Annotated in this window: 22 protein-coding genes; 10 read left to right on the forward strand and 12 right to left on the reverse strand. The window is 40.6% G+C overall.

Going from position 1 to position 20,891, the window contains the following annotated elements; genetic code table 11:
- The first annotated feature begins 108 nt into the window (after positions 1-108).
- Both rapA and FH971_RS17715 read left to right on the forward strand, forming a co-directional pair.
- Entirely contained in the window at positions 109-3,015 is a 2,907-nt protein-coding gene (gene rapA / locus FH971_RS17710) for an RNA polymerase-associated protein RapA (protein WP_140235174.1), read from the forward strand.
- Positions 3,016-3,136: 121 nt separating this feature from the next.
- On the forward strand, positions 3,137-4,009 hold the full coding sequence (locus tag FH971_RS17715) for a DUF3530 family protein (RefSeq protein WP_140235175.1): 873 nt from the start codon (positions 3,137-3,139) through the stop codon (positions 4,007-4,009).
- Positions 4,010-4,045: 36 nt separating this feature from the next.
- Here FH971_RS17715 and FH971_RS17720 read toward each other — a convergent pair whose 3' ends face one another.
- Positions 4,046-4,852, reverse strand: a complete 807-nt coding sequence (locus tag FH971_RS17720) for a crotonase/enoyl-CoA hydratase family protein (protein WP_140235176.1) — start codon at positions 4,850-4,852, stop codon at positions 4,046-4,048.
- A gap of 410 nt (positions 4,853-5,262) precedes the next feature.
- Between FH971_RS17720 and FH971_RS17725 the strand changes: the two genes are divergently transcribed.
- Positions 5,263-6,258, forward strand: coding sequence for a response regulator (locus FH971_RS17725; RefSeq protein WP_137225166.1), 996 nt, complete (start codon positions 5,263-5,265; stop codon positions 6,256-6,258).
- A 16-nt stretch (positions 6,259-6,274) separates the two neighbouring features.
- Positions 6,275-7,231: a sensor domain-containing diguanylate cyclase gene (locus FH971_RS17730; RefSeq protein ID WP_140235177.1), complete on the forward strand. Its 957-nt coding sequence runs from the start codon at positions 6,275-6,277 to the stop codon at positions 7,229-7,231.
- A gap of 85 nt (positions 7,232-7,316) precedes the next feature.
- Here FH971_RS17730 and rraB read toward each other — a convergent pair whose 3' ends face one another.
- The 6 genes from rraB to FH971_RS17760 form a co-directional block, all read right to left on the reverse strand.
- Positions 7,317-7,739, reverse strand: a complete 423-nt coding sequence (rraB, locus tag FH971_RS17735; protein ID WP_140235178.1) for a ribonuclease E inhibitor RraB — start codon at positions 7,737-7,739, stop codon at positions 7,317-7,319.
- A gap of 93 nt (positions 7,740-7,832) precedes the next feature.
- The gene (locus tag FH971_RS17740) at positions 7,833-8,567 is read right to left on the reverse strand and encodes a 1-acylglycerol-3-phosphate O-acyltransferase (RefSeq protein WP_140235179.1); all 735 of its coding nucleotides are present in this window, start codon (positions 8,565-8,567) and stop codon (positions 7,833-7,835) included.
- Positions 8,568-8,700: 133 nt separating this feature from the next.
- The gene (locus FH971_RS17745; RefSeq protein WP_140235180.1) at positions 8,701-9,489 is read right to left on the reverse strand and encodes a metal ABC transporter permease; all 789 of its coding nucleotides are present in this window, start codon (positions 9,487-9,489) and stop codon (positions 8,701-8,703) included.
- A 4-nt stretch (positions 9,490-9,493) separates the two neighbouring features.
- Positions 9,494-10,399: a metal ABC transporter solute-binding protein, Zn/Mn family gene (locus FH971_RS17750; protein WP_167496052.1), complete on the reverse strand. Its 906-nt coding sequence runs from the start codon at positions 10,397-10,399 to the stop codon at positions 9,494-9,496.
- Positions 10,383-11,582: a hypothetical protein gene (locus tag FH971_RS17755; RefSeq protein WP_137225157.1), complete on the reverse strand. Its 1,200-nt coding sequence runs from the start codon at positions 11,580-11,582 to the stop codon at positions 10,383-10,385. The genes FH971_RS17750 and FH971_RS17755 overlap by 17 nt, the downstream gene beginning before the upstream one ends.
- Before the next feature lie 88 nt (positions 11,583-11,670).
- The gene (locus FH971_RS17760; protein ID WP_140235181.1) at positions 11,671-11,961 is read right to left on the reverse strand and encodes an ABC-type zinc uptake system zinc chaperone; all 291 of its coding nucleotides are present in this window, start codon (positions 11,959-11,961) and stop codon (positions 11,671-11,673) included.
- Between the two features lie 236 nt (positions 11,962-12,197).
- On the opposite strand from FH971_RS17760, the gene FH971_RS20650 reads away from it, so the two are divergent.
- Positions 12,198-12,323, forward strand: a complete 126-nt coding sequence (locus FH971_RS20650; protein WP_276611785.1) for a hypothetical protein — start codon at positions 12,198-12,200, stop codon at positions 12,321-12,323.
- A gap of 6 nt (positions 12,324-12,329) precedes the next feature.
- Here the strand turns inward: FH971_RS20650 and FH971_RS17765 are convergent, their stop codons facing one another.
- Positions 12,330-12,659, reverse strand: coding sequence for a hypothetical protein (locus FH971_RS17765; protein WP_140235182.1), 330 nt, complete (start codon positions 12,657-12,659; stop codon positions 12,330-12,332).
- A gap of 124 nt (positions 12,660-12,783) precedes the next feature.
- Between FH971_RS17765 and FH971_RS17770 the strand changes: the two genes are divergently transcribed.
- Both FH971_RS17770 and FH971_RS17775 read left to right on the forward strand, forming a co-directional pair.
- Positions 12,784-14,424, forward strand: coding sequence for a mechanosensitive ion channel family protein (locus tag FH971_RS17770; protein ID WP_140235183.1), 1,641 nt, complete (start codon positions 12,784-12,786; stop codon positions 14,422-14,424).
- 102 nt (positions 14,425-14,526) lie between these two features.
- Entirely contained in the window at positions 14,527-15,417 is an 891-nt protein-coding gene (locus FH971_RS17775; protein WP_137225149.1) for an aldo/keto reductase, read from the forward strand.
- A 242-nt stretch (positions 15,418-15,659) separates the two neighbouring features.
- Here FH971_RS17775 and FH971_RS17780 read toward each other — a convergent pair whose 3' ends face one another.
- Both FH971_RS17780 and FH971_RS17790 read right to left on the reverse strand, forming a co-directional pair.
- On the reverse strand, positions 15,660-16,493 hold the full coding sequence (locus FH971_RS17780) for a MaoC family dehydratase (RefSeq protein WP_140235641.1): 834 nt from the start codon (positions 16,491-16,493) through the stop codon (positions 15,660-15,662).
- A gap of 667 nt (positions 16,494-17,160) precedes the next feature.
- A complete protein-coding gene (locus FH971_RS17790; protein ID WP_137225147.1) occupies positions 17,161-18,069 on the reverse strand; it encodes a TraB/GumN family protein in 909 nt (302 codons plus the stop codon).
- A gap of 52 nt (positions 18,070-18,121) precedes the next feature.
- On the opposite strand from FH971_RS17790, the gene FH971_RS17795 reads away from it, so the two are divergent.
- On the forward strand, positions 18,122-18,430 hold the full coding sequence (locus FH971_RS17795; RefSeq protein ID WP_137225145.1) for a prephenate dehydrogenase: 309 nt from the start codon (positions 18,122-18,124) through the stop codon (positions 18,428-18,430).
- Positions 18,431-18,962: 532 nt separating this feature from the next.
- Positions 18,963-19,139, forward strand: coding sequence for a hypothetical protein (locus FH971_RS20430; RefSeq protein ID WP_167496054.1), 177 nt, complete (start codon positions 18,963-18,965; stop codon positions 19,137-19,139).
- Between the two features lie 41 nt (positions 19,140-19,180).
- Here the strand turns inward: FH971_RS20430 and FH971_RS17800 are convergent, their stop codons facing one another.
- Both FH971_RS17800 and FH971_RS17805 read right to left on the reverse strand, forming a co-directional pair.
- On the reverse strand, positions 19,181-19,705 hold the full coding sequence (locus FH971_RS17800; RefSeq protein ID WP_137225143.1) for a DUF3016 domain-containing protein: 525 nt from the start codon (positions 19,703-19,705) through the stop codon (positions 19,181-19,183).
- 211 nt (positions 19,706-19,916) lie between these two features.
- On the reverse strand, positions 19,917-20,426 hold the full coding sequence (locus tag FH971_RS17805; protein WP_140235184.1) for a DUF4240 domain-containing protein: 510 nt from the start codon (positions 20,424-20,426) through the stop codon (positions 19,917-19,919).
- Between the two features lie 66 nt (positions 20,427-20,492).
- Here FH971_RS17805 and FH971_RS17810 point away from each other — a divergent pair, with 66 nt between their 5' ends.
- Positions 20,493-20,891, forward strand: coding sequence for a hypothetical protein (locus FH971_RS17810; protein WP_240778387.1), 399 nt, complete (start codon positions 20,493-20,495; stop codon positions 20,889-20,891).

Below are 20,891 nucleotides of genomic sequence, written 5' to 3' on the forward strand. Positions count from 1 at the left end.
TAAAAACGACCATGTGAACGATAAATCAATGCTAGAATTTCAATCTGGATGGGTTTGGTTTAACATACGCCCCCTTTTTTTGTTTCACGAAATAAATGAGAGTCGAAAATGCCGTTTGCCTTAGGTCAACGCTGGATTAGTGATACCGAGTCAGAACTCGGATTAGGGACAGTCGTTCAAGTTGAAGGCCGCATGGTTACGCTGCTATTTCCTGCCACTGGAGAAAACCGGATGTTTTCCCGCAGTGAAGCTCCCTTAACTCGGGTTATCTTTAACCCAGGTGACACTGTCGAAAGCGGTGAAGGTTGGAGTATTACCATTGAAGAGCTTGAAGAAAAAAATCAATTGGTGATTTATCATGGTATCCATAGCGAAACTCAAGAAAAAGTCAGTCTTCGTGAGACAATGCTGAGCCACAATATTCGCTTTAACAAGCCACAAGATCGTTTATTTGCTGGACAAATTGACCGCTTAGAACGCTTTGGTGTGCGTTATCAATGTCAGTTATTGCGCCACAAATTAGCCACCTCAGATTTACTCGGTCAACAAGGCCCGCGCGTCGGTTTGATTGCCCATCAACAATGGATTGCTCACGAAGTTGGTCGTCGTTATGCGCCACGAGTATTACTTGCTGATGAAGTTGGTCTAGGTAAAACTATTGAAGCAGGCTTAATTATTCATCAACAGTTACTGACTGGTCGTGCAGAACGGATTTTAGTAATAGTGCCTGACACCTTACGCCACCAGTGGTTAGTTGAAATGTTGCGCCGCTTTAACCTGCGTTTCTCCGTGTTTGATGAAGATCGTTGTGTCGAAGCGTATGCCGACAATGACAACCCGTTTTACACCGAACAATTGATCATTTGCTCACTTGATTTATTGCGAAAGAAAAAACGTCTTGAACAAGCTTTAGATGCTGATTGGGACTTAATGGTTGTCGACGAAGCACATCATTTAGAATGGTCTGAAGATGCACCAAGTCGAGCTTATCAAATCGTTGATGCCTTAAGTAAAGTGGTCCCTGGTGTATTGCTATTAACAGCTACACCAGATCAACTCGGTCATCAAAGTCACTTTGCCCGTTTACGTTTACTCGATCCGGATCGTTTTTATGATTACGATGCCTTTTTAGCTGAAGAAGCAAGCTACAAAGATGTGGCAGAAGCAGCTGAAGCATTGAGTCAGGATAAAAAGTTACCCGACAGTGCCATTAACAGTTTAACCGAGTTGCTTAGTGAAAAAGACATAGAACCAAGCATTCGCTTGATCCAGTCAAAAGATGTAGATGCCGAAGCACAGCAGGCTGCACGCCAAGAATTACTTCAAGAACTACTCGATCGTCACGGTACAGGCCGAGTGCTATATCGTAATAGTCGCGCATCAGTAAAAGGCTTTCCGAAGCGTTTCTTTAATACATACCCACAAGAAATGCCTGATCAATATATTACCGCAGATCGTGTTAACAGCATGATGGGTGGATCTAAACCACCATTGGCAAAAGCTGCACAGGCATTAAGCCCTGAAAAACTGTATCAAGCCTTTGAAAGCGACAGTGCTAGTTGGTGGAAATTTGATCCACGAGTGGATTGGTTAATTGAGTTTTTAAAGTCTCATCGCAGTAAAAAAGTACTGATTATTGCCAGCCAAGCAGAAACAGCGTTAAGCCTTGAAGAAGCACTACGTACCCGCGAAGGTATTCAAGCAACGGTATTCCATGAAGATATGTCGATTATTGAGCGCGATAAAGCGGGTGCTTATTTTGCTCAAGAAGAAGGCGGTGCCCAGGCATTAATTTGTTCTGAAATTGGCTCTGAAGGGCGTAACTTCCAGTTTGCGAGCCACTTAGTATTATTCGATTTACCACTTAACCCTGACTTATTAGAGCAGCGGATAGGGCGTTTAGATCGCATTGGCCAACAAAACGACATTCAAATTCATTTACCTTATCTGCGCGATACCGCTCAAGAAAGATTAATGCGTTGGTATCATCAAGGACTCAATGCGTTCGAACTCACCTGCCCAAGTGGCCATGTGTTGTTTAACGAATTTGCTGACGAACTGATTAACGTACTGTGTAATGCTGATGAAGATCTGATGACTCAACTATTGAATCATACCCAGCATCGCTACAAAGAACTCAAACAGGCAATGGAGCAAGGCCGAGATAAACTGTTAGAGATAAACTCTCACGGCGGCGAACGTGCCGATGCCTTAATTAAGCGTTTGTCAGAAAGCGATAACGATACTCATCTCATCGGTTCAGTCATTCGTTTATGGGACATTATTGGTGTAGATCAAGAAGATCGTGGTGAAAATTCGATTATCCTGCGCCCTAGTGAACACATGATGTTCCCTACTTATCCAGGGTTAAATGAAGACGGTATTACTGTGACGTTTGATCGTGAAACGGCTTTGTCTCGTGATGACATTGCATTTATCACCCAAGAACATCCTTTGGTACAAACAGGTTTAGATTTAATCACGGGTTCAGAAACAGGCACCACTAGTGTGGCGATTCTAAAAAATAAGGCGCTACCTGCTGGTACTTTGTTTTTAGAGTTGATTTACATGGCCGATGCCTCTGCACCAAAATCGACTCAGTTATACCGTTATTTACCACCAACACCTATTCGAGTATTGCTGGATAAAAACGGGTTAAATATGGCTGATAAAGTCGATTATGCCAGTTTTGATAAACAGCTCAGTGCAGTTAACCGTCATATCGCCAGCAAGCTTGTAAACGCCTCTCAACCTATTTTGCACCCGTTATTGGCTAAAGGTGAAGAATATGCAAAACAATCGCTAACGCAGTTAGTCGTGGAGGCTCGCGCCAAAATGACTCAACAATTAACTAGCGAATTGGAACGACTAGAAGCCTTAAAAGCGGTCAATCCAAACATTCGTGAAGATGAGCTAGAGCATATTCGTAATCAAATGGCTGAGTTAACAGGCTACATGGACAACAGTCAATTGCAGCTTGATGCAATACGTATGGTGCTTGTCAGTCACGTATAACGGCTAATAAGTAATGTGAATAATGTTGAATAAATAATGCCCTGTATATCAGGGCATTGTTTTTAGTCATCGTTATACATTAAGCTAATCACATTATGATGTATTTCACTTAGGGGTTAGAGTGCAATTAGGACGACTTAGTCAGTTATTAATCGTAACGGTAAGCATATTGCTGGCAGCGCCTAGCGTAAAAGCGCAGCAACCCTATGCTTACCTGCCTGCTGATGAAATCAAATTTATCACTATTGATGGTAAACAAACCGAAGTTCTCGTTAGGTCTTGGGAGAGCAAAAAACACTTTGGTTCCGCCGTTATTATTGCCGCTTCTGACACCGATGCAGATGCTGCAGGCTTAGCCAGTTACCTCAGAACCAATATTAATCAACGTGGCTGGGCGAGTATTAGCTTAACGCCGGCAAAAGGACTATACCGCCCTAACTATGCAACAAAGCCTGAAGAAATCACTAAAGCAGGTACCGAACAACTGCAATTAAGTAGCAATAAAAGTACGCCAAAATATGATTCACCTCAGTTACTTGAACTGAGAAATTTTCAACAAAGTAATCTAAGTGAAGCGCTGAATCAATTAACCTCAACCATCAGTTTATTCCCTGGTGGAAACATCCTGATTGTTATTGATGATAGTGCCGGTATGGTCACTAATCTTCTTTATGACAAAAAAATTCCGACGCCTGATGTGTTGGTCATCGTCAATCCTTATCGTGAGTTTGAGTATTTAATTGATCCACAAAGTCAGCGTAAATCAATTGCCGAACAATTAGTCACTATGTCTATTCCCATTCTTGATATTCAATCTGCTGATGCGAATCCAAATTCTATTGAACAAGCATCAACTCGGCTTAATTACAATCAAGTTAAACCCGCTCGATATTACCGCCAATACCAAATGAGCTTAGATTTAAGCAGTCCGAGCGGATGGGAAGAAGCCCTCAATCAAATCGAAGGCTTTTCCAGAACGGTTATCGGTAGATAGTGGGATGCGTCTATACCATTGCAGTAAGCCGTTTGTTTACCACCAAGATTGACGAGAACGATAGGCTTTATCTGGATTTTTGGTTTGTCTTATTGTCGCTATTACACGGTTTTTGCCTAATAACAACCTAACTTGGCTCAGCGACTCACGGGCCAATAAACTGCGCACGGAAGCGGTCCAATTCTGATTAATACTGCGTTTAATTGCTGCGTTGGCATCCGGTGAAGTTCGAATTATTTTTTGCGCCAGCACGGTGGCACGCTCATAGGCTGTTTCACTTATTTCAGTCACTAAGCCCAGCTCAAGTGCATGTTCAGCTGTTAAAATATCCGCGGTATAAGTCAGCATCAATGCTTTGTCTTTTGACATGATTTGCCTTAACGCAACAAGCCCCGCCATATCGGGTACCAGCCCCCATTTGGCTTCCATTATCGATAATTTACAACTAGGCGTTGCAATACGAATATCAGCGCCCAAGGCGATTTGAGTTCCACCGCCATAACAACAGCCCTCTAACACAGCAATGACCGGAATAGGTAGACGCTGCCACCCCAAAGACACTCGTTGAGCTAAGTTTGCATTGCCAGGCAACCATTTGAATAACAGTTTTAATGCATTAATGGGTGAATTAGCCACACTCTTAACGTCTAAACCTGAGCAAAAATTTCCATCGGCACCGGATAAAATGACGGCATTAATGTGCTTATTCACATGAATTTGCTTAATCACCCGATCTATCTCGGTAAACATCTCAACATTAAGTGCGTTTATTTTACTCGGTCGATTTAAGCAAACATGGGCAATACCATTGTCTACAGTGAACTTGATTAATTCTGTTTCCATGATACACCCGCTACTGGTCTGTCCAGAATGTAGACTAACATATCTACATTCTCTGTCTAACAGACATAACACGACAAAAAATCGTTATAGGTCAAAATTTTGTTATCTAATTTTTGAACAAAATATAATTGGGTGTTAGCCTCATATATTACCTATTATCAATATAACGACCTTGACTTACTGATTTTTCACAAATGGTTAGATCAGTATCAAGACATTTACACATGACTAAAATGTAGAAAACAAAGTGATCAAAATCCAAGTTACCAATATTGTAAGCAAATACGTATAATGTACTAACAAACAAAAATCGCTGTAAAAAGTCTTATCATTACTATCCGCCTAGTACCACTCGCGGTTGCATTAATGAGTGTGTTTTCTTAAAGGCAAACTAAGGAAGACTAGCAACAATGACCATTCCAATATTAATATGCGACGATTCAGCACTCGCCAGAAAACAAATGGCAAGAACTCTCCCCAAAGATTGGGATGTTGAAATCAGCTACGCCACCAATGGTGCTGAAGGGCTTGATGTTATTCGTGCTGGTAAAGGAGAGATTGTCTTCCTTGATCTCAATATGCCCGTTATGGATGGTTATGAGGTCCTCCAAGCTGTACAGCAACAAGATTTGCCCGCATTAATTATTGTCGTGTCTGGCGATATTCAAATTAAAGCCCACGAACGAGTCAAAGCTTTAGGTGCTCTGGATTTTATTCAAAAACCAGTGAGTGCAGATGCTATCAGTCATATTTTGCAAGAGTACGGCATTTTAACCCTTACTCAGGGTAATAAAGTAAACGACACTCCAATGATGAGAGTTGATATGCGTGACGCATGCCAAGAAATCGCCAACGTCGCAATGGGCAGAGCAGCTGATTTACTCGCTAAACTCCTTGATGTATTTGTACTATTACCTATTCCCAACGTTAATGTACTTGAAGTCAGTGAATTGACCATGGCCCTAAAAGCCACTGAACGAAATTCAACAGTCTCAGGACTTTGCCAAGGATTTATTGGTGCGGGTATCGCTGGTGAAGCGTTATTACTGTTCCATGACTCTAGTTTTGAGGATATGGCAAAACTAATGGGATTAGAAAATCCAGAAGACAATAATACTGAAATAGAAGTGATGATGGACACAGGTAATGTGCTCATTGGTGCATTTTTAAATGGTATTTCTGAACAACTCGATATGAAATTCAGTCAATCTCACCCGGTCGTGCTGGGCAGACACTGTAGTGTCAATGAACTCATTCACGACAACTCAGCAAAATGGCAACGCACACTCGCGATGGAAATTAACTATCGAATAGAGGATTACAATATTCAATGTGATCTTTTGCTGCTGTTTACTGAAGAATCTATTGCAACGCTGAATTACAAGCTTGGCTACTTACTCGACTAACGTTGGATAACCCTTTATGTCAAATGACCAAAGTGCGATGAACGAACTACACTGGCTAATCGATATGGTACAAACCATAGAAGTGGGCTTAGTCGTGATTGATAGCGACTATAATATCCAACTTTGGAATGGTTTTATGGAAAACCACAGTGGTGTGTCACCCAATTCAATTAAAGGTGATAATCTGTTTGAAAAGTTTCCAGACTTACCTGCTAAATGGTTAAAACAAAAAATGGAATCGGTTTTTTTACTTAAAAACCGTACTTTTATTAGTTGGGAGCAACGTCCATACGTGTTCCAGTTTAAAAATTATCGACCAGTAACGGGTCGAGCCGATTATATGTATCAAAATATCACCTTATTACCATTAGCCTCGCTAACGGGTAAAATCACTCATATTAGTATTATTGTGTACGATGTGACTGATATAGCCGTCAACAAACTACAACTAAAAGCCGCTAACGAACAACTAGAGCTGCTCAGCCAAACAGATGGGTTAACCCAGTTATATAATCGTCGCCATTGGCAAGATTGCATGGAAAAAGAGTTTGATCGCTATGCTCGTTATGGTGATACCGCATCATTGGTGATGATTGATATTGATAACTTTAAAGTTATCAACGATAAATATGGTCACTCTGCAGGTGATAAAGTCATTCAACATACAGCCTATTTATTAAAGCAAGCATTGCGCGACACCGACTTTGCTGGCCGTTATGGCGGTGAAGAATTTGGCGTAGTATTATCAAAAACAACAGCAGAAGATGCGCTTAACTTTACTGAGCGGTTGAGAAAACGTATTGAAGCATCTGAAGTCTCATTCGAAAATCGCCTTATAAAAGTCACTGTAAGCATTGGAATTAACGATTTAGACTCCCAAATAGACAATATCTCTACTTGGTTATCTGGTGCAGATAAAGCACTATATATCGCTAAGCAAGAAGGCCGTAACAAAAGCGTTATTCATCAATAACCGGCGACCAAGCACATTCTATCGACCATAAAAAAACGCTCATCATTGATGAGCGTTTTTTTATGGTCGATAGACTGCCTATGAATTAGTGAAATGTATCATCTTCATCATCAGCATCTTCAGCATCTTCATCATCTTCTTCGCCTTCAACATCGTCACCGACAAAATAAGTTCCCCAACCGTCATAATCGACTTTTTGCTTGGAGGCTAATAAAATCAACTGTTCACAGGCTTTATCCAATAAAGGAGCTTCTAACTTATGCTGAGCAATGGCATCAAAGCAGAAAATAATCGAGCCATCTTCAAGCTCCATTTCTTCAGCATCGTTCACTTCAAAACCGAGCTTAAATGCATCAACAGCTGCTTTTTCTAAGCGATCAAAATTAGTCGCCGAAAAATGATGTTCAAAAGTATATTCCGCATCAGGCTCTGAACCATCAGCAAGTAAGGCATCAACAATTTCGAGATTCTCAGCAAATTGCTCTTTTAACTGACGCTCAACAGACATGGATAACTCCGTAAATAGGACTCAAAAAATTTAATCAATTATACCCAAACTGACACAAGTTGCGAGCTTGCTAGGATGTTTAGTGATTAGTGGTTATGTTCGAGCTTTCAGGGTTAACGCTTCAGCTTCTTTATTTAACTCAACCAAACGGGCCGACATCAATTGATGTACCTTATTGTTTAAGGCTTTTACATCATTTTTATCTAAGCCAGCTGTTGGGATCGGTTCCATCATCTCCACAATCACTACACCGTTGTTCCAACGATTAAGATTAATGTGGCTCTGACACGAAGCTAATACAGGTACTATCGGAGCTTGAGCGGCTATTGCAGTATGAAATGCCCCCACTTTAAACGGTAACAATCCGCGACCGCGAGAACGAGTTCCTTCAGGAAATATCCATACCGACAGTCCTTTATTTTTCATTTTCTCTACGGTTTTAGCCATTGTATCAAAGGCACTGTGACGATTTTTACGATCAATAAGAATGTTGCCAGATAACCAATAAATTTGACCAAATAACGGCATCCACGCTAGGCTCTTTTTACCTAAACTAACCGTCGCTTTTGGTACCACTGACGTATGAGTAAATAAATCAAAATTATTCTGATGATTCGCAAGATAAATGCAAGGCTTCGACGAAGTACTTACCGGATGAACACGTTTAATGACCTTAATGCCTAATATTGGTGCAACAGAACCAAAGATATTGGCAATTACGTGTACATTGTTACGATGCATTGGGCGTATAAGGCAAAAAACAATTGAAAATACAAAGAGTAAAAACAAAAGCACGGCGAGAATGATTGAACGAGCGATAAGCAGCACAGCATACTCCTGCAATAAAATTGGCGATAGTATAACGATGCAGGTCTATGGACTCAACGTTTTGTTTACATATGTACGCTGAAATATTCTGCCCCTATGATATGGGGCAGAATAACATAGTTTATGTGACAGCTTAGTGATTAGTAGATTGATAAGCTGAAGCAGATGAGCGCAGTTTAAGTAACACTCTGAATAACAAAGCACTTAGCGCTAATGTTGCTACGATGGCAGCACCACTGGGCAAATCAAAGCTAGCAGATAACACTAACCCAGCGATATAACCAACCACTCCTACCGCATAACCCCAAGCAAGCTTAGCTTTTCCTTGATATTTGTTTAATGCCAAAGCCGGTAAAATTAGGGTGCTAAACACTAAATACACTCCAACAAGCTCTACCGACAAAGTAATGACTAATGCAAATAAGAAGTAAAAACCTCCGCCATCTAACACACTTGGTCTAAAGACAATGATCCCAATAATTGCAGCAGAAACGACTGCAGGTAATACCAATTGAGACCAACTTACCCATAATATTTGACCAGACATTAATTGCTTTAATAACTCAGCACCATGAGGATCATTGGCTAACAATAGCATTGCAGCTACTGCACTGAGTACATAAAAACAACCAATAAAGGCTTCAAGTTCACCCACTAATCGCTTTGCCATCCAAGCAATAACGCCTGCACCGGCCAATGCAAATAATGCTGGCATCCACACGTGGGCATACGGTAAATTGTCTACCCTATGATCAATGTGCGAAACTATCGCTCCTAACGCAGCAACTTGAGCAATGGCTAAATCAATAAAGATAATTCCACGTTTAAGGACTTGTCGGCCTAACAACACATGGGTTGATAACACCAATAACCCTGCCGCTAATGCTGGCAGCAAAATCGACAATAGCTCGACATCAAACATAGGATTATTTCACTCCATTCAACAAGCTAAGCAAGCTATCGTATAGACTAAATAAGTCTTTACTCTGTTCGTTGCCACCCACTGACATAGGTAAAACTAATACTGGTAAATTTGCACGTTCGCCAAGCCATTTAGCACCGCGTTCATCTTGATATGACGCCACTATCACCGCCATCACATCACCTTTTTCAGCGCGTGTAAGTAATGATGCTAAATGACTACTGGTTGGTGCTAAACCTGGTTTTGGCTCAAGATCTGCCACTTGTTCAATTCCAATCCAATTAAATAAATAACGGAAACTAGAATGATAAGCAATGACCTTTTTACCCGCTAAGCCTTTCGCCTCCGCTTGCCACTGAGGAATTTTAGCTTCCCAGCGTTGGCTAAAATCAGCTAAAGCCTGTTGATACTCACCACTATTGTTTGGATCAATCTCGGTCAGTTTCAATGTCAGGGCTTTGGCCACTTTTAACATACGTTGTGGGTCTAAATGAATATGAGGGTTACCTTTTGCATGCACATCACCCATTGAACGATCGACATGGCTTAGCTTGTCTAGCGTATCGATTTGGTCGGCCGCAAAAAACAGTCCTTTATCGGTCGAATTAACCTTAGGGTTAGACGACTTCATTTGTAGCATAGGTAACCAACCGATTTCTAAATCAGCCCCAGCACAGACAACCAAATCTGCTTGACGCATTTTAGCAATCAAACTAGGTCGTGCTTGCACTTGATGTGGATCTTGCATCGCTGTAGTTGCCGAATACACTCTCGCATCAGGTGCTAAGGTTTGCGCTAATGCGGCATATTCAGGTTCACAGGCAAATACATTCAGTTCCGCTTTGGCTGTCGCGGTAAACAGCAACGACATTGAAGTCACTGCTAAAAGCAATTTAGAATTGATGCGCACCGTGAGCTCCTAATGACATAACATATTGTAAAGTGAAAATATTATCATCTTCAAAACCATCAAAATTGGTTCCGGTTTGATGAGTGTATTGCAAACGCACTGTCGAGAAATGGCTGCTGTGCCAAGCAAGGCTGAATTCGGTTTCTTTTAACTTTTGAGGATCAAGGTGATCTTCATGGATCTCAAACGTATCTATTTGGCCATAACGCAACCCTGCAGACCAGCTAGGAGAGAATTGATAAACACTGCTTAAGTACCAACCTTCATGATAATCATCACTAATTTCATGATCATCCATGTCATCGACTTCATCAACGTGCCCAGGTTCTTCGCCAAAAATATCTGTCACTCTAAAGTATTCACCACTTAAGGTAAGGTTTTGATATTTGTAGTTACCATTAGGGGCCCACTTATAAACAAAGTCAGCAATGTAAGTATTTTCGCCTGTGTATGATGCGCTGTGACTGTGTTCAGCATGTTCATCAGCCGTTTCTTCTTCATCTTCGTGCTCTTCGGCATATGCTAAACCATTTTCATTACGTAAATAGCTGAACCCGAGTTGCCAAGAACTCTCAATACCAATATCACCACCAATCTTGGTTAACGCGGTATACACGCCAACATCATCAAAATCACGCTCACCGTGTTCATCTGCAGCACGTAAGCTATCCCCACCAAACGCTTCAACACCCATAGTCCAATAAAGATCTGTTGGTGCAACATAGCTTAAGCGGATACCATCATCAAAATAGTGATTACCTAAAAATGCACGGTATACCGCAGGTCGCTCAGTAAACGAATCAGTATGTTTATGTTGATTATTTAAATAACCAATATCAGATAAAAACCGGCCAGCACGAACAGAAAGCCCATTTGGTAACGCCAGGGTTTGGATAAAGGCTTCTTCCAAATTCAATTCTGTCTCACCATCCTCCAACTCAATAACTGCAGTGACTTTACCGTAAAACATTTCATCAATATTGGCACTTAATGCCAATTCTGTTTCGCCTAAGCCAAAACCCTCTTCTCTTTCAGCCATAGGGCGATCGCCTGTTTGATAATAACCATCGAGTACCGCACTAATGCTGGGATTAGTTAAACTAGAATCTTCCGCCATTGCAGAATACGAACTTACAGCACAAGCCAGTGCCAATAACGAAACACGTGTGTTTAACGCAGACATGATATCTCCAAAATACAACAAGTAGCCGTTTACCTGGGGTTGATATCAACCAACAGATAACGGAAAAATAATTAATTAATGTGTTGGACTAACGAGATAAAGGAGGGGCACGACTTTGGTAATAAGCTTTAAATACGCTAAGTGAAAAAGGCAGCGTATATTGCTGACGCTCAAAGGTTTGTTTAGTAACAACAAACACAATATTGGAAGAATGAATCGTTTTATTAAGCTGGTGTTGATGAAAGCACAGGGCACAATGATTTTGTACACCATCATTAAGATGTCGTACAGAATGCGCAGACGCAGCAATAGACAATACAATCAAAATGGCACTTAGCCAGATTGCTATCGTTTGTCTTATTTGGATGCGGGCTTTCAAGTACACTATTCCAGTAAGTTAATAAAAGTGAGCATAAGTGTAAAAGACCGTAGCTGAAATGCAATCAATAGATTGTGACAATTCATGAATTTTTTATGAAACATTAAAATGAATTAAGAACAACGCATACATGACAATCAATTAAACTCGTTTTAAGCTAGGCTTAAGTTGTCATTTATATTATGGCAACATTAGTCTATACAACATTAGTGTTCCATCAGTACAGGACGTAAAACATGCCACAATTTATTCGTGAAAATATCGGGGTTATTTTAGTGATGATCATCGTTGCTATTGTCGTACTAGGCGGGATTTACTACGTTGAAACGTCACTAGCAGGCCAAGTTATTGAAGTTAAGTAACAATAGTTATTTAACGTTAGTTTCTGTAGTTGGATCATTTTCAGGGGATTCTACAAGCTGTAAATGATCCATAATGTGCGATAAACCAATCATTATAACGGCTAATATAACCACAGGAGTGGTAATAAACGTCACATCCTCAGCAAAGTAACCTATTGCTGCGGCGGTTACACCACCATAAAACCCAATCATTTTGGCAAATGATAGAAATTTATTATGTCCAAGCCACGCTGCACAATGAGGGCATTGCACTTCTACTGACAAACCTTTACCGCGACTATCAGCCACCTTGGCAATTGAAAAAGATTTATAGCAATGGGCACATTGCAGCGACATGGTTATTTCCTCGGTTCCGTAATGACGACAAGTGTAACAAATTACCCTACAGATTGCTGTATTTGGTGCTTACAGGGGTTTTCCACTATCATATGCCCAACTTAGGACTACAGGATGGCCTTACATGCTCCGAATTTTACTTACCTTAATATTAGTTACCGCGACATTTATATCGCCATCACTTCATGCTGAACAAGATTCTGTGGACCCGATTATTGTTAGTAATGAGCTAACAGAGACTCAAAAGCAAATTACTCGCTTGCAACATACTATCGAGCAAGAGACTCAATTATTGTTAAAGGAGAAAGGTGAGCTTCGTACATTTACTGAATATCGCATTAAGAACAAGTCATCTGAATTAGGTGATAAAATTGGCCAATTAATTGCTTCACCTGATGCTGATAAGCAATACCTAAAGAACTTAGTGCAAAACCGAATGACATTTTTGGGAAATGTTAGCCACTACTTAGACCAGCAAATTATGAACATGCGTCTTGGCGTAAGCCAAGAAGATAGCAATAAGATTATCTTAGCTATCTCACAACGTGAAGTTGAACGCGATCATTATCTCAAGGCGCAATTTACCACGCTGCAATGGGCTGAAAATCTGAGTATGGATGTCAGTGTCCAGAAGCAAAAACTGACTGAATTTATGCTCAAACGAGCCGACCAATTCAATAGTTTTGTGCATTACACTCAAGATGAGTTACAAAAAGCCGTTGCTGAAGCCGAAAGTGCTGGAGCAGATATTAGCGCTGAACAAAAATCCCAGGTGGTAGCATTAAAAGAGCGCTTAGAGCAAAGCAGCTCGAGCTTAGCGGTTTCTGCTGAAATACTCGAAACACTAGACCAAGATGTATCGCAGTTTAAACAAACATTGTTTAGTGTATCGGGTGATATTACTCAAGATGTATTGAATTTCAGCGTTGCGTCTAACTTGCTACAAGGTTGGGGGAAAACGCTTAAAGATCAAACCATCAATAATGGCCCTAGCCTGACATTTAAAATTCTGGTGTTTTTGTTAATCCTATTTGTCACCAGTTTAGCCGCAAAAGTTGCCACTAAAATTATCGCGAAAACAGTAAGAGCATCAAAATTACAATTTAGCCAACTACTGCAAGATTTTTTCATCTCGTTGTCCGCTAAAATTGTTTTTGCTGTAGGTTTGTTAATCGCATTGTCGCAGCTCGGTTTTGAACTCGGCCCGCTACTTGCTGGTTTTGGTATTGCTGGTGTCATTATTGGTTTTGCGCTACAAGATACTTTGTCAAATTTCGCATCGGGAATGATGATCTTAGTCTATCGTCCATTTGATGTGGGCAATTTGATTAATGCTGCAGGAGTGACTGGCCGAGTCAGCCACATGAGTCTTGTATCAACCACCATTAAAACATTAGATAACCAACGCCTTATCGTACCAAACAATAAGATTTGGGGTGATACCATCAACAACATCACAGCTGAACACCAGCGACGAGTTGATATGATTTTTGGCATTAGTTACAGCGACAATATTGAACATGCTGAAACTATTTTACAAAGTATTGTCGAGCAACATCCAAAAGTACATGCAGAGCCTCTGCCCATTGTAAAACTACATACATTGGGCGAATCGTCTGTCGACTTTGTTGTTAGACCTTGGGTTAATCCAGATGATTATTGGGAAGTCTATTGGGATATCACTCGTTCAGTTAAAATGCGCTTTGATGCTGAAGGTATTAGTATTCCATTCCCGCAACGCGATGTGCATATTTACCAAAAATAATTCAAGGGGTTATCGAGTTAAGTCAAATGCATTCGTATGTTATCTGGCTTAGCTTTTCTTATCTGCTAAAGTATTATGACCTTCGATAATAAGTAACTAATCATGACTTCACCTGCATTTATGTTTTCAGATTTTATAGCCGGCTTTTGGCGGATTGATTCTTGGAATATGTCATTACAACAACGCCTTGGCTTAATAGAGCATTATCTTGAACTTGGTGTAACCAGCATGGATCATGCCGATATTTATGGGGTGTATCAATGTGAAACCCTATTTGGTGAAGCTTTAGCGCTAAAACCGCAATTACGTCAACAAATGCAGCTAATCAGTAAGTGTGGTATTAAACCAGAATTTAATGGCTATGATGGTCGCTACGTCAATCATTATGACACCAGTAAAATAAACATTATTCAAAGTGTTGAAAATTCTCTCACCAAATTAAAAACCGAATATTTAGATGTGCTACTGATTCATCGTCCCGATCCATTGATGAACGCAGACGAGATAGCAGAAGCTTTTGAGCTATTGCATGCCCAAGGTAAAGTCAGCCATTTTGGTGTATCTAACTTTACCACTAACCAATTTAATTTATTACAATCACGACTCCAAGCTCCGCTGATCACAAATCAAGTTGAAATATCGCCTTTGGCCATGCAAAGCTTGCATGATGGAGTGCTCGACCAATGTCAACAACACCGTATAACACCTATGGCATGGTCTTGTTTGGGCGGTGGGGAATTATTGTCCTCGAACACACCTCAAGCACTGCGCATTCGCAACACCTTACACGATGTCGCACAAAAAGTCGGAACAGAAGACATTAGCCAAGTGATCTACGCTTGGATTCGTATGCATCCTAGTTGCCCTGCGCCTATTATCGGCAGTGGTAATCTAGAACGCATAACCAGCGCAGTAAATTCAGCCAACATCCACTTAGACCGCCAACAATGGTTTAGTATTTGGCAAGCAGCAATGGGCCATGCGGTACCTTAAACAGCCATAAAAAAAGCTCAGGTAACTAACCTGAGCGGTTCTGTCACTGCAATTTAACTCATTTTCATTCTAAATGAGATAGAGTCACTCATTAAAAATAGAGTTAATTCAAGTCTACAATATCAAGCTTGTCATATGTTTTACCCAATAGGCATATTAACGCGTCAATATGCCTATTGTCAGTCGGCACTAAGCTGATGGCGAAACAAAGGTTATTGATTCCAGAACTGAGGGTAGTATGCTTATAAGTAAGTCATGTTGCCCTGTAAATGTGGTCTACGACCTTTAACATCACGCATTTCAAAACGCTTACCATTTTCAATGCTTTCGAATGCAAATGTCACTTCAGACGGCATAAATACCGGCAGCTTAAATTCAACATCCACTTGAAAAGGTCTCTCACCGATAGACGGCATTAAGTGAGATAATGCACGCGCCTTAGACCACATACCATGCGCCAACACTCGATCAAAACCAAAGCGTTTTGATAATAAAGGGTGTAAGTGAATTAAGTTATAATCACCCGATGCTTTAGCATAACGACGACCTAAATCATCAGTTAAACGCCATTGCTGTACGTTTTCCCATGCCATCTCAGAGGCTTTAGGTGGACGAGTTCGACGTCCAGCTGACCCAATGCGATATAAGTAAGTTGATAGCGCTTGCCACACCAATTCTTCGCCGACAAACACTTTAGAGACTAACTCAAACTCAAGTCCGGCATCAGTGGTGCGGCTTGCAGCAAGCTCACATTGTACAGTCAAGGTTTCATCCGCTCTCACGGGGCGAAATACACTGATACTATTTTTTAAGTGGATCATTCCAAGCAACGGAAAAGTAACTGCTTTATGTATAAATATCATTGCATGTAAACGAAATGCCCAGACATACAAATACGTTGGCGGCAACACTACACCATCGTATTCGAAACCACACACTTCAGCATATTGGCTAATTTTATCTTGAGACAAGATCACATTTGGTGCTTGTACATAAATATTAGGAAGCGGTTGATGATCCCATCCCGGTTTACGCCCAAACAGGATTTTGCGATACAAAGACAAAAGCGAAGGCATCGCTTTTAATTCGATAGCGTAGTCGTGGCTCACAATGTTGTACCTTAAATAGGCAGCAAAAAGCATGTGCTGCAAAACGGTTAGTAGATCATTATACCTTAGAGTCTTGGTATTGCTAAACCGCTAATTGTTGAATACGTTTAAAACAGTATGTCGTTACCAATGAGATTGCTTAAACCAGCACATCATTGCTCGACGCAACTATCCCGGCAACTGATATAAAACGGCTAACTTAACTTTCCTAGCCAATCTGATGCAACATAGAAATGTTGATAATTTCAATCAAAAAATTTTGCACAATAATTATGTTTCTACTAGGGCCTGTTGATCTTTGCTGGTTAAATTTCGTTCGAGTTAAAAACGTTTTAATCGAGGCGAATGGATTGATGCCTAGTCATCTAAGCAACCCTTTATTCGCAAAGATGCATTCAACAAAGAGTAAAACGTTTTTAGCAGAACCCTTCGGGCAGCGTTTGTTGGCCATTTTTACGGCGTTATCGACTTTTTATGTAGAATAACTACACCTCAAAGTCTCTGCCTTGTACAAATGGCCAGCAATTCGCTGCAAAAACAATCTTGCAAATCACAATATGCATTGCTGACACGGGTGAAAATTATCAACAAAAATCAAGTTGTTACACTAAAACCACACCTAAGCGAACCGACATTAGCACTGCAAGATAGTACAACGAGTGACAGTTGCACCTTGTTGTATCAGTAAATCAGGAATGGCTTGTCGACCCACAATGTGGCCCGCTCCTACAACTATAAATAATTGCTTTTGGGTTTTATTTTGTAACAACTGGATGATTTTGTGTGTCATGGTTTGATTACGTTGCCAAAGTAACTTTTCAAGTAATTCATCAGTGTCGCCTGCTTGTGCTTCCATAATAGTCGCCAGCGCACTGTCATCCCCTTGTCGCCATGCATAGATTAAATCTAGCATTTCAGCATCGCTCGCATTTATCGATTCGTCGAGCATTTGTAACTGAGTCGCCGTTGAAAATGACGAAATCAATTCAAACTGAAACTGAATACTCTCAAGTTCAATCAAAGCCTTATCACCGCGATTTGCCATAAAATAAGCATCCACCCCTTGCTCGGCGCTGTAACCTAATTGCGCAAAACGGCCTATACTAATTTGCGCTGACTGCAACCAAGGTGCATAAGGTGCTAACGTTTGACACAAGGCCTGATTACTTTGACAAAAAATACCTCTAGTCGCATCTACGTCTGCGGCAATATGAGCAGATAAACCTCCATATTGCTGCAATAATGCGCCAGTATCACCTTGGCTAACATCAGCTTCAACCACCAATGCGTCCGATTGTGTAAATGCTGATTCAATATGCTGCGCTAATGGGTAAAAATCTTGACGACCAATGTGTATGGAACCTAATAAATAAGCCTGCTGTTGCTGATATTGAATTTTATAAAATACTGGAGAGTCAACAGCTGCTGCAGGGGCGGAGACAAAACACAATGCAAGTGCCACTAACCCGTAGCAATCACGTTGTAAATGACGATAAATCAAACTGATATTGAAAATAAGCGGACTTTTCCTTGTTGCCGGCATAACAGCTCCTTATAATTAGCCTTATTCTTAATACATGCACTATGAGGCAATTATGCCGTACACTAATGTTTTTCTACAAATAAAAGAAAACCTGCAAATAGCCTATAGACAAGCCATTGATTCAGACGCTCGCCTAGATGAACTGCGTAAAGCGGGTCACGGGAAATTTGTCGCGATTTTTACTGAAGAACAAGGTTTTACTCAACAGAGCAACCGCTTTCTACCTTATGTTCAGGAACTAGTAGCAGAATTCGATGAAATGCAAAACAGCACTCATGTTGCCCCAGAAACACTTGAAGCCTTTGTTAAAAAGCTAGCAACATTACTGCAAACCCTGCAAATATTTAAACTTGCCAAATAATGACATGCTCAGCCCTCCAATACTTGAAGATGAGGGCTTTGCTTAATATGGCATAATCTTGTCATTATTTCGTCATAGACTTGTTTCTTTGTAGCAACAATACCGAACGTAATATTGCTGGATAATTGGTCTAACTAAAACAATAAATTACGGCTATACAGCTCGTAAGCGAACTTGACAGTATTATCGAAAAAGAGTCTATAAAAGCAGTATCCTTTGGGTTGTTTTCCATCGGCATTCTTTACCACCACAAGTGAAACAACAAGCAACAGAATACCAATTATCAACCCTGAGTTCTCAAGCAAAAAAACAGGCAAAACTTGCGTTGAATGGGTTTTACCTACTTGACGAAAAATAAAACACTAATTAATAATTTATACCAACCCGCATTAGAATTTGCTCTTTTAGCGAAAATTATCAGTGAGGTATTCGAGGCAGCCTTTTGAAGACATAGTCGTTCTCGGCAACTGCTCCTGCGTTGCTCTACCTCCTGTATCTGACCGCCATGGATGGTGGGAATGTCTTATTTTTTATGGAAAAAAATAGACCATGCAGTCGTACGTTAAGAAAGGCTAACAAAGAAGACCACTCTGATAAATTCGCCCTTCGGGGCGGTGTCACAACCCCCATTACTGTTTCAAATGACTTTGATGTAGAAGACTACACCTACAGTCATTTTCATTGTACTGGGCCTAGTGACGCAGCCTAAAATAGATCATATTCTAATAAGGATTGGTATTAGACGCGATTTTATAATTTAGGCGCTATGGTCTTGTTCAACCAATCATCAAACAAAGTCGTTTCATATTGAAACGGTTTATTGTTTAAACGACGAGTGTTGTACATAAAACTCATGTCGGTTATTTTTTCGTCCCCGGCAATAATAACGTTGCCGTTCTCAGTAATGGTATAACTAAATGTCGCTCTGGGTGGGTAGAGATCTTTAACCACACGAAGATCGCTTGGTGTAGCACCAAAGGTCGGACGCATATCACCTGCCAAATCAAAGTTGGTCACAATCATTTCCAGTTTTTGATTTGGTTTTAAGATTTTTTCAGCTTGTTTGTTAATATTATTGGTTAAAGTTTCAAATAACCGAGTTTCAAAACGTGATTGGAGTTCATTAGAGGTCTTGATATCACTGAAATCTTTTGGGTTTTGCCATTCAATTTTAACCACCCCAACTTCGATAACAGGATTAGCTGTTACCTCTTCCTCTGCATTGGCTACACAACAAAAAAAGATTGACGCTAACAGTAAATATTTTACGTTCATAATACACCTCCAAAGGGTTTAAAATACCTGCAGTGCTACCTAATCAAACCGTGATGTCGGTAGTGACTAGTTGTTCGAGCAATTTTTCATGCCGCGAAATACATTGTCGTAAAATAAAAAATAATCATCAGTACTACATCCTATGCAATGATTATAACGCTCTGAAGCTAAAACAACGCTTAACCCTCCCAGTAGTATATGTTTCATACAACTAAAAAGGAAACCGTGCACTCAGTAATGGATAAGTTTGGCGCATCACCTTCGGTTTGGTGCTAAATTTTTTGCCAACTGGCGAGTTTAGCCCTGAGGGTACGAATGGCAGTTCGTGTCCGGTGCGGTCTTCGTAAATTTTACCAGCAATCAAATCATAGTCTTCCACAAATGGGTAAGCGTAATCATCCACTAACGGCCATTGTTCTAACTCAGCCAAACAATCAGGGTTGGCAATAATTTTGTCGTACCATTGTTGACCTAGTGACAATAAAAAACATCTAAACTCAGCAAAACCATAATCGGAATCGCAGCCTGTAACAATGTATGCCGCCCCCCAAATCGACCATAAATAACTGCGGCGTAATTGTTGGCCTAGCATTTTATCAAATGCTTTGAGTGCCTCATCGTCTAAAGTTTGCAATGTTTCACGTAAACGCAATTCAAGCTCAGCAGAAGACTGCTCGGGCTTATCACGTGTCACTAACGTCCAAAAATGTGTTTCTGTCATCAAAATATACCCATCATTCGATTTTGTGAGATATTCTACCTCAAATTATCCGGCTCGATGACCAATATGAATCAAAACACTGATCCCAATATGCCAATTAGAGTGATGCTTCTTATATCACTCTATGTTGTAGTCTCCGTTATTGCAATTTGGCGAGCAAGCACCTTTCAAGCGTTTGATTTAATAACGCTGGGGGTTATACCTGCCTTAATTGGTTTAGTTAAACGTGCCCCATGGACAAAAGTGTTATTACTCAGCTATGCAGGATTACAAACTCTTGGGTTTGCCGCCATCACTACAACAGCCATGATTGCCTATCAAATCACTCCTGATGACGTCAAACTTGTCTTTCAGGGTTATAACATTCCACTGTTCCCGTTATGGTTATTGCTGCTAAGCCTGGTGGTATTTCAATGGTGGGTAGGGTTATCAAGCGCCACTAGAGATTATCTTATTGAAAAATAA

This window comes from Shewanella polaris (assembly GCF_006385555.1).
Taxonomy (GTDB): domain Bacteria; phylum Pseudomonadota; class Gammaproteobacteria; order Enterobacterales; family Shewanellaceae; genus Shewanella; species Shewanella polaris.

Bases quoted from the DNA above. Each gene is read 5' to 3' on its own strand.
- rapA (WP_140235174.1), top strand. From the start codon at position 109: ATGCCGTTTGCCTTAGGTCAACGCTGGATTAGTGATACCGAGTCAGAA.
- FH971_RS17720 (WP_140235176.1), bottom strand. From the start codon at position 4,852: ATGGAAACAGAATTAATCAAGTTCACTGTAGACAATGGTATTGCCCAT.
- FH971_RS17725 (WP_137225166.1), top strand. From the start codon at position 5,263: ATGACCATTCCAATATTAATATGCGACGATTCAGCACTCGCCAGAAAA.
- FH971_RS17730 (WP_140235177.1), top strand. From the start codon at position 6,275: ATGTCAAATGACCAAAGTGCGATGAACGAACTACACTGGCTAATCGAT.
- rraB (WP_140235178.1), bottom strand. From the start codon at position 7,739: ATGTCTGTTGAGCGTCAGTTAAAAGAGCAATTTGCTGAGAATCTCGAA.
- FH971_RS17745 (WP_140235180.1), bottom strand. From the start codon at position 9,489: ATGTTTGATGTCGAGCTATTGTCGATTTTGCTGCCAGCATTAGCGGCA.
- FH971_RS17755 (WP_137225157.1), bottom strand. From the start codon at position 11,582: ATGTCTGCGTTAAACACACGTGTTTCGTTATTGGCACTGGCTTGTGCT.
- FH971_RS20650 (WP_276611785.1), top strand. From the start codon at position 12,198: ATGCCACAATTTATTCGTGAAAATATCGGGGTTATTTTAGTGATGATC.
- FH971_RS17765 (WP_140235182.1), bottom strand. From the start codon at position 12,659: ATGTCGCTGCAATGTGCCCATTGCTATAAATCTTTTTCAATTGCCAAG.
- FH971_RS17770 (WP_140235183.1), top strand. From the start codon at position 12,784: ATGCTCCGAATTTTACTTACCTTAATATTAGTTACCGCGACATTTATA.
- FH971_RS17775 (WP_137225149.1), top strand. From the start codon at position 14,527: ATGACTTCACCTGCATTTATGTTTTCAGATTTTATAGCCGGCTTTTGG.
- FH971_RS17780 (WP_140235641.1), bottom strand. From the start codon at position 16,493: ATGCCTTCGCTTTTGTCTTTGTATCGCAAAATCCTGTTTGGGCGTAAA.
- FH971_RS17790 (WP_137225147.1), bottom strand. From the start codon at position 18,069: ATGCCGGCAACAAGGAAAAGTCCGCTTATTTTCAATATCAGTTTGATT.
- FH971_RS17795 (WP_137225145.1), top strand. From the start codon at position 18,122: ATGCCGTACACTAATGTTTTTCTACAAATAAAAGAAAACCTGCAAATA.
- FH971_RS20430 (WP_167496054.1), top strand. From the start codon at position 18,963: ATGGAAAAAAATAGACCATGCAGTCGTACGTTAAGAAAGGCTAACAAA.
- FH971_RS17800 (WP_137225143.1), bottom strand. From the start codon at position 19,705: ATGAACGTAAAATATTTACTGTTAGCGTCAATCTTTTTTTGTTGTGTA.
- FH971_RS17805 (WP_140235184.1), bottom strand. From the start codon at position 20,426: ATGACAGAAACACATTTTTGGACGTTAGTGACACGTGATAAGCCCGAG.
- FH971_RS17810 (WP_240778387.1), top strand. From the start codon at position 20,493: ATGAATCAAAACACTGATCCCAATATGCCAATTAGAGTGATGCTTCTT.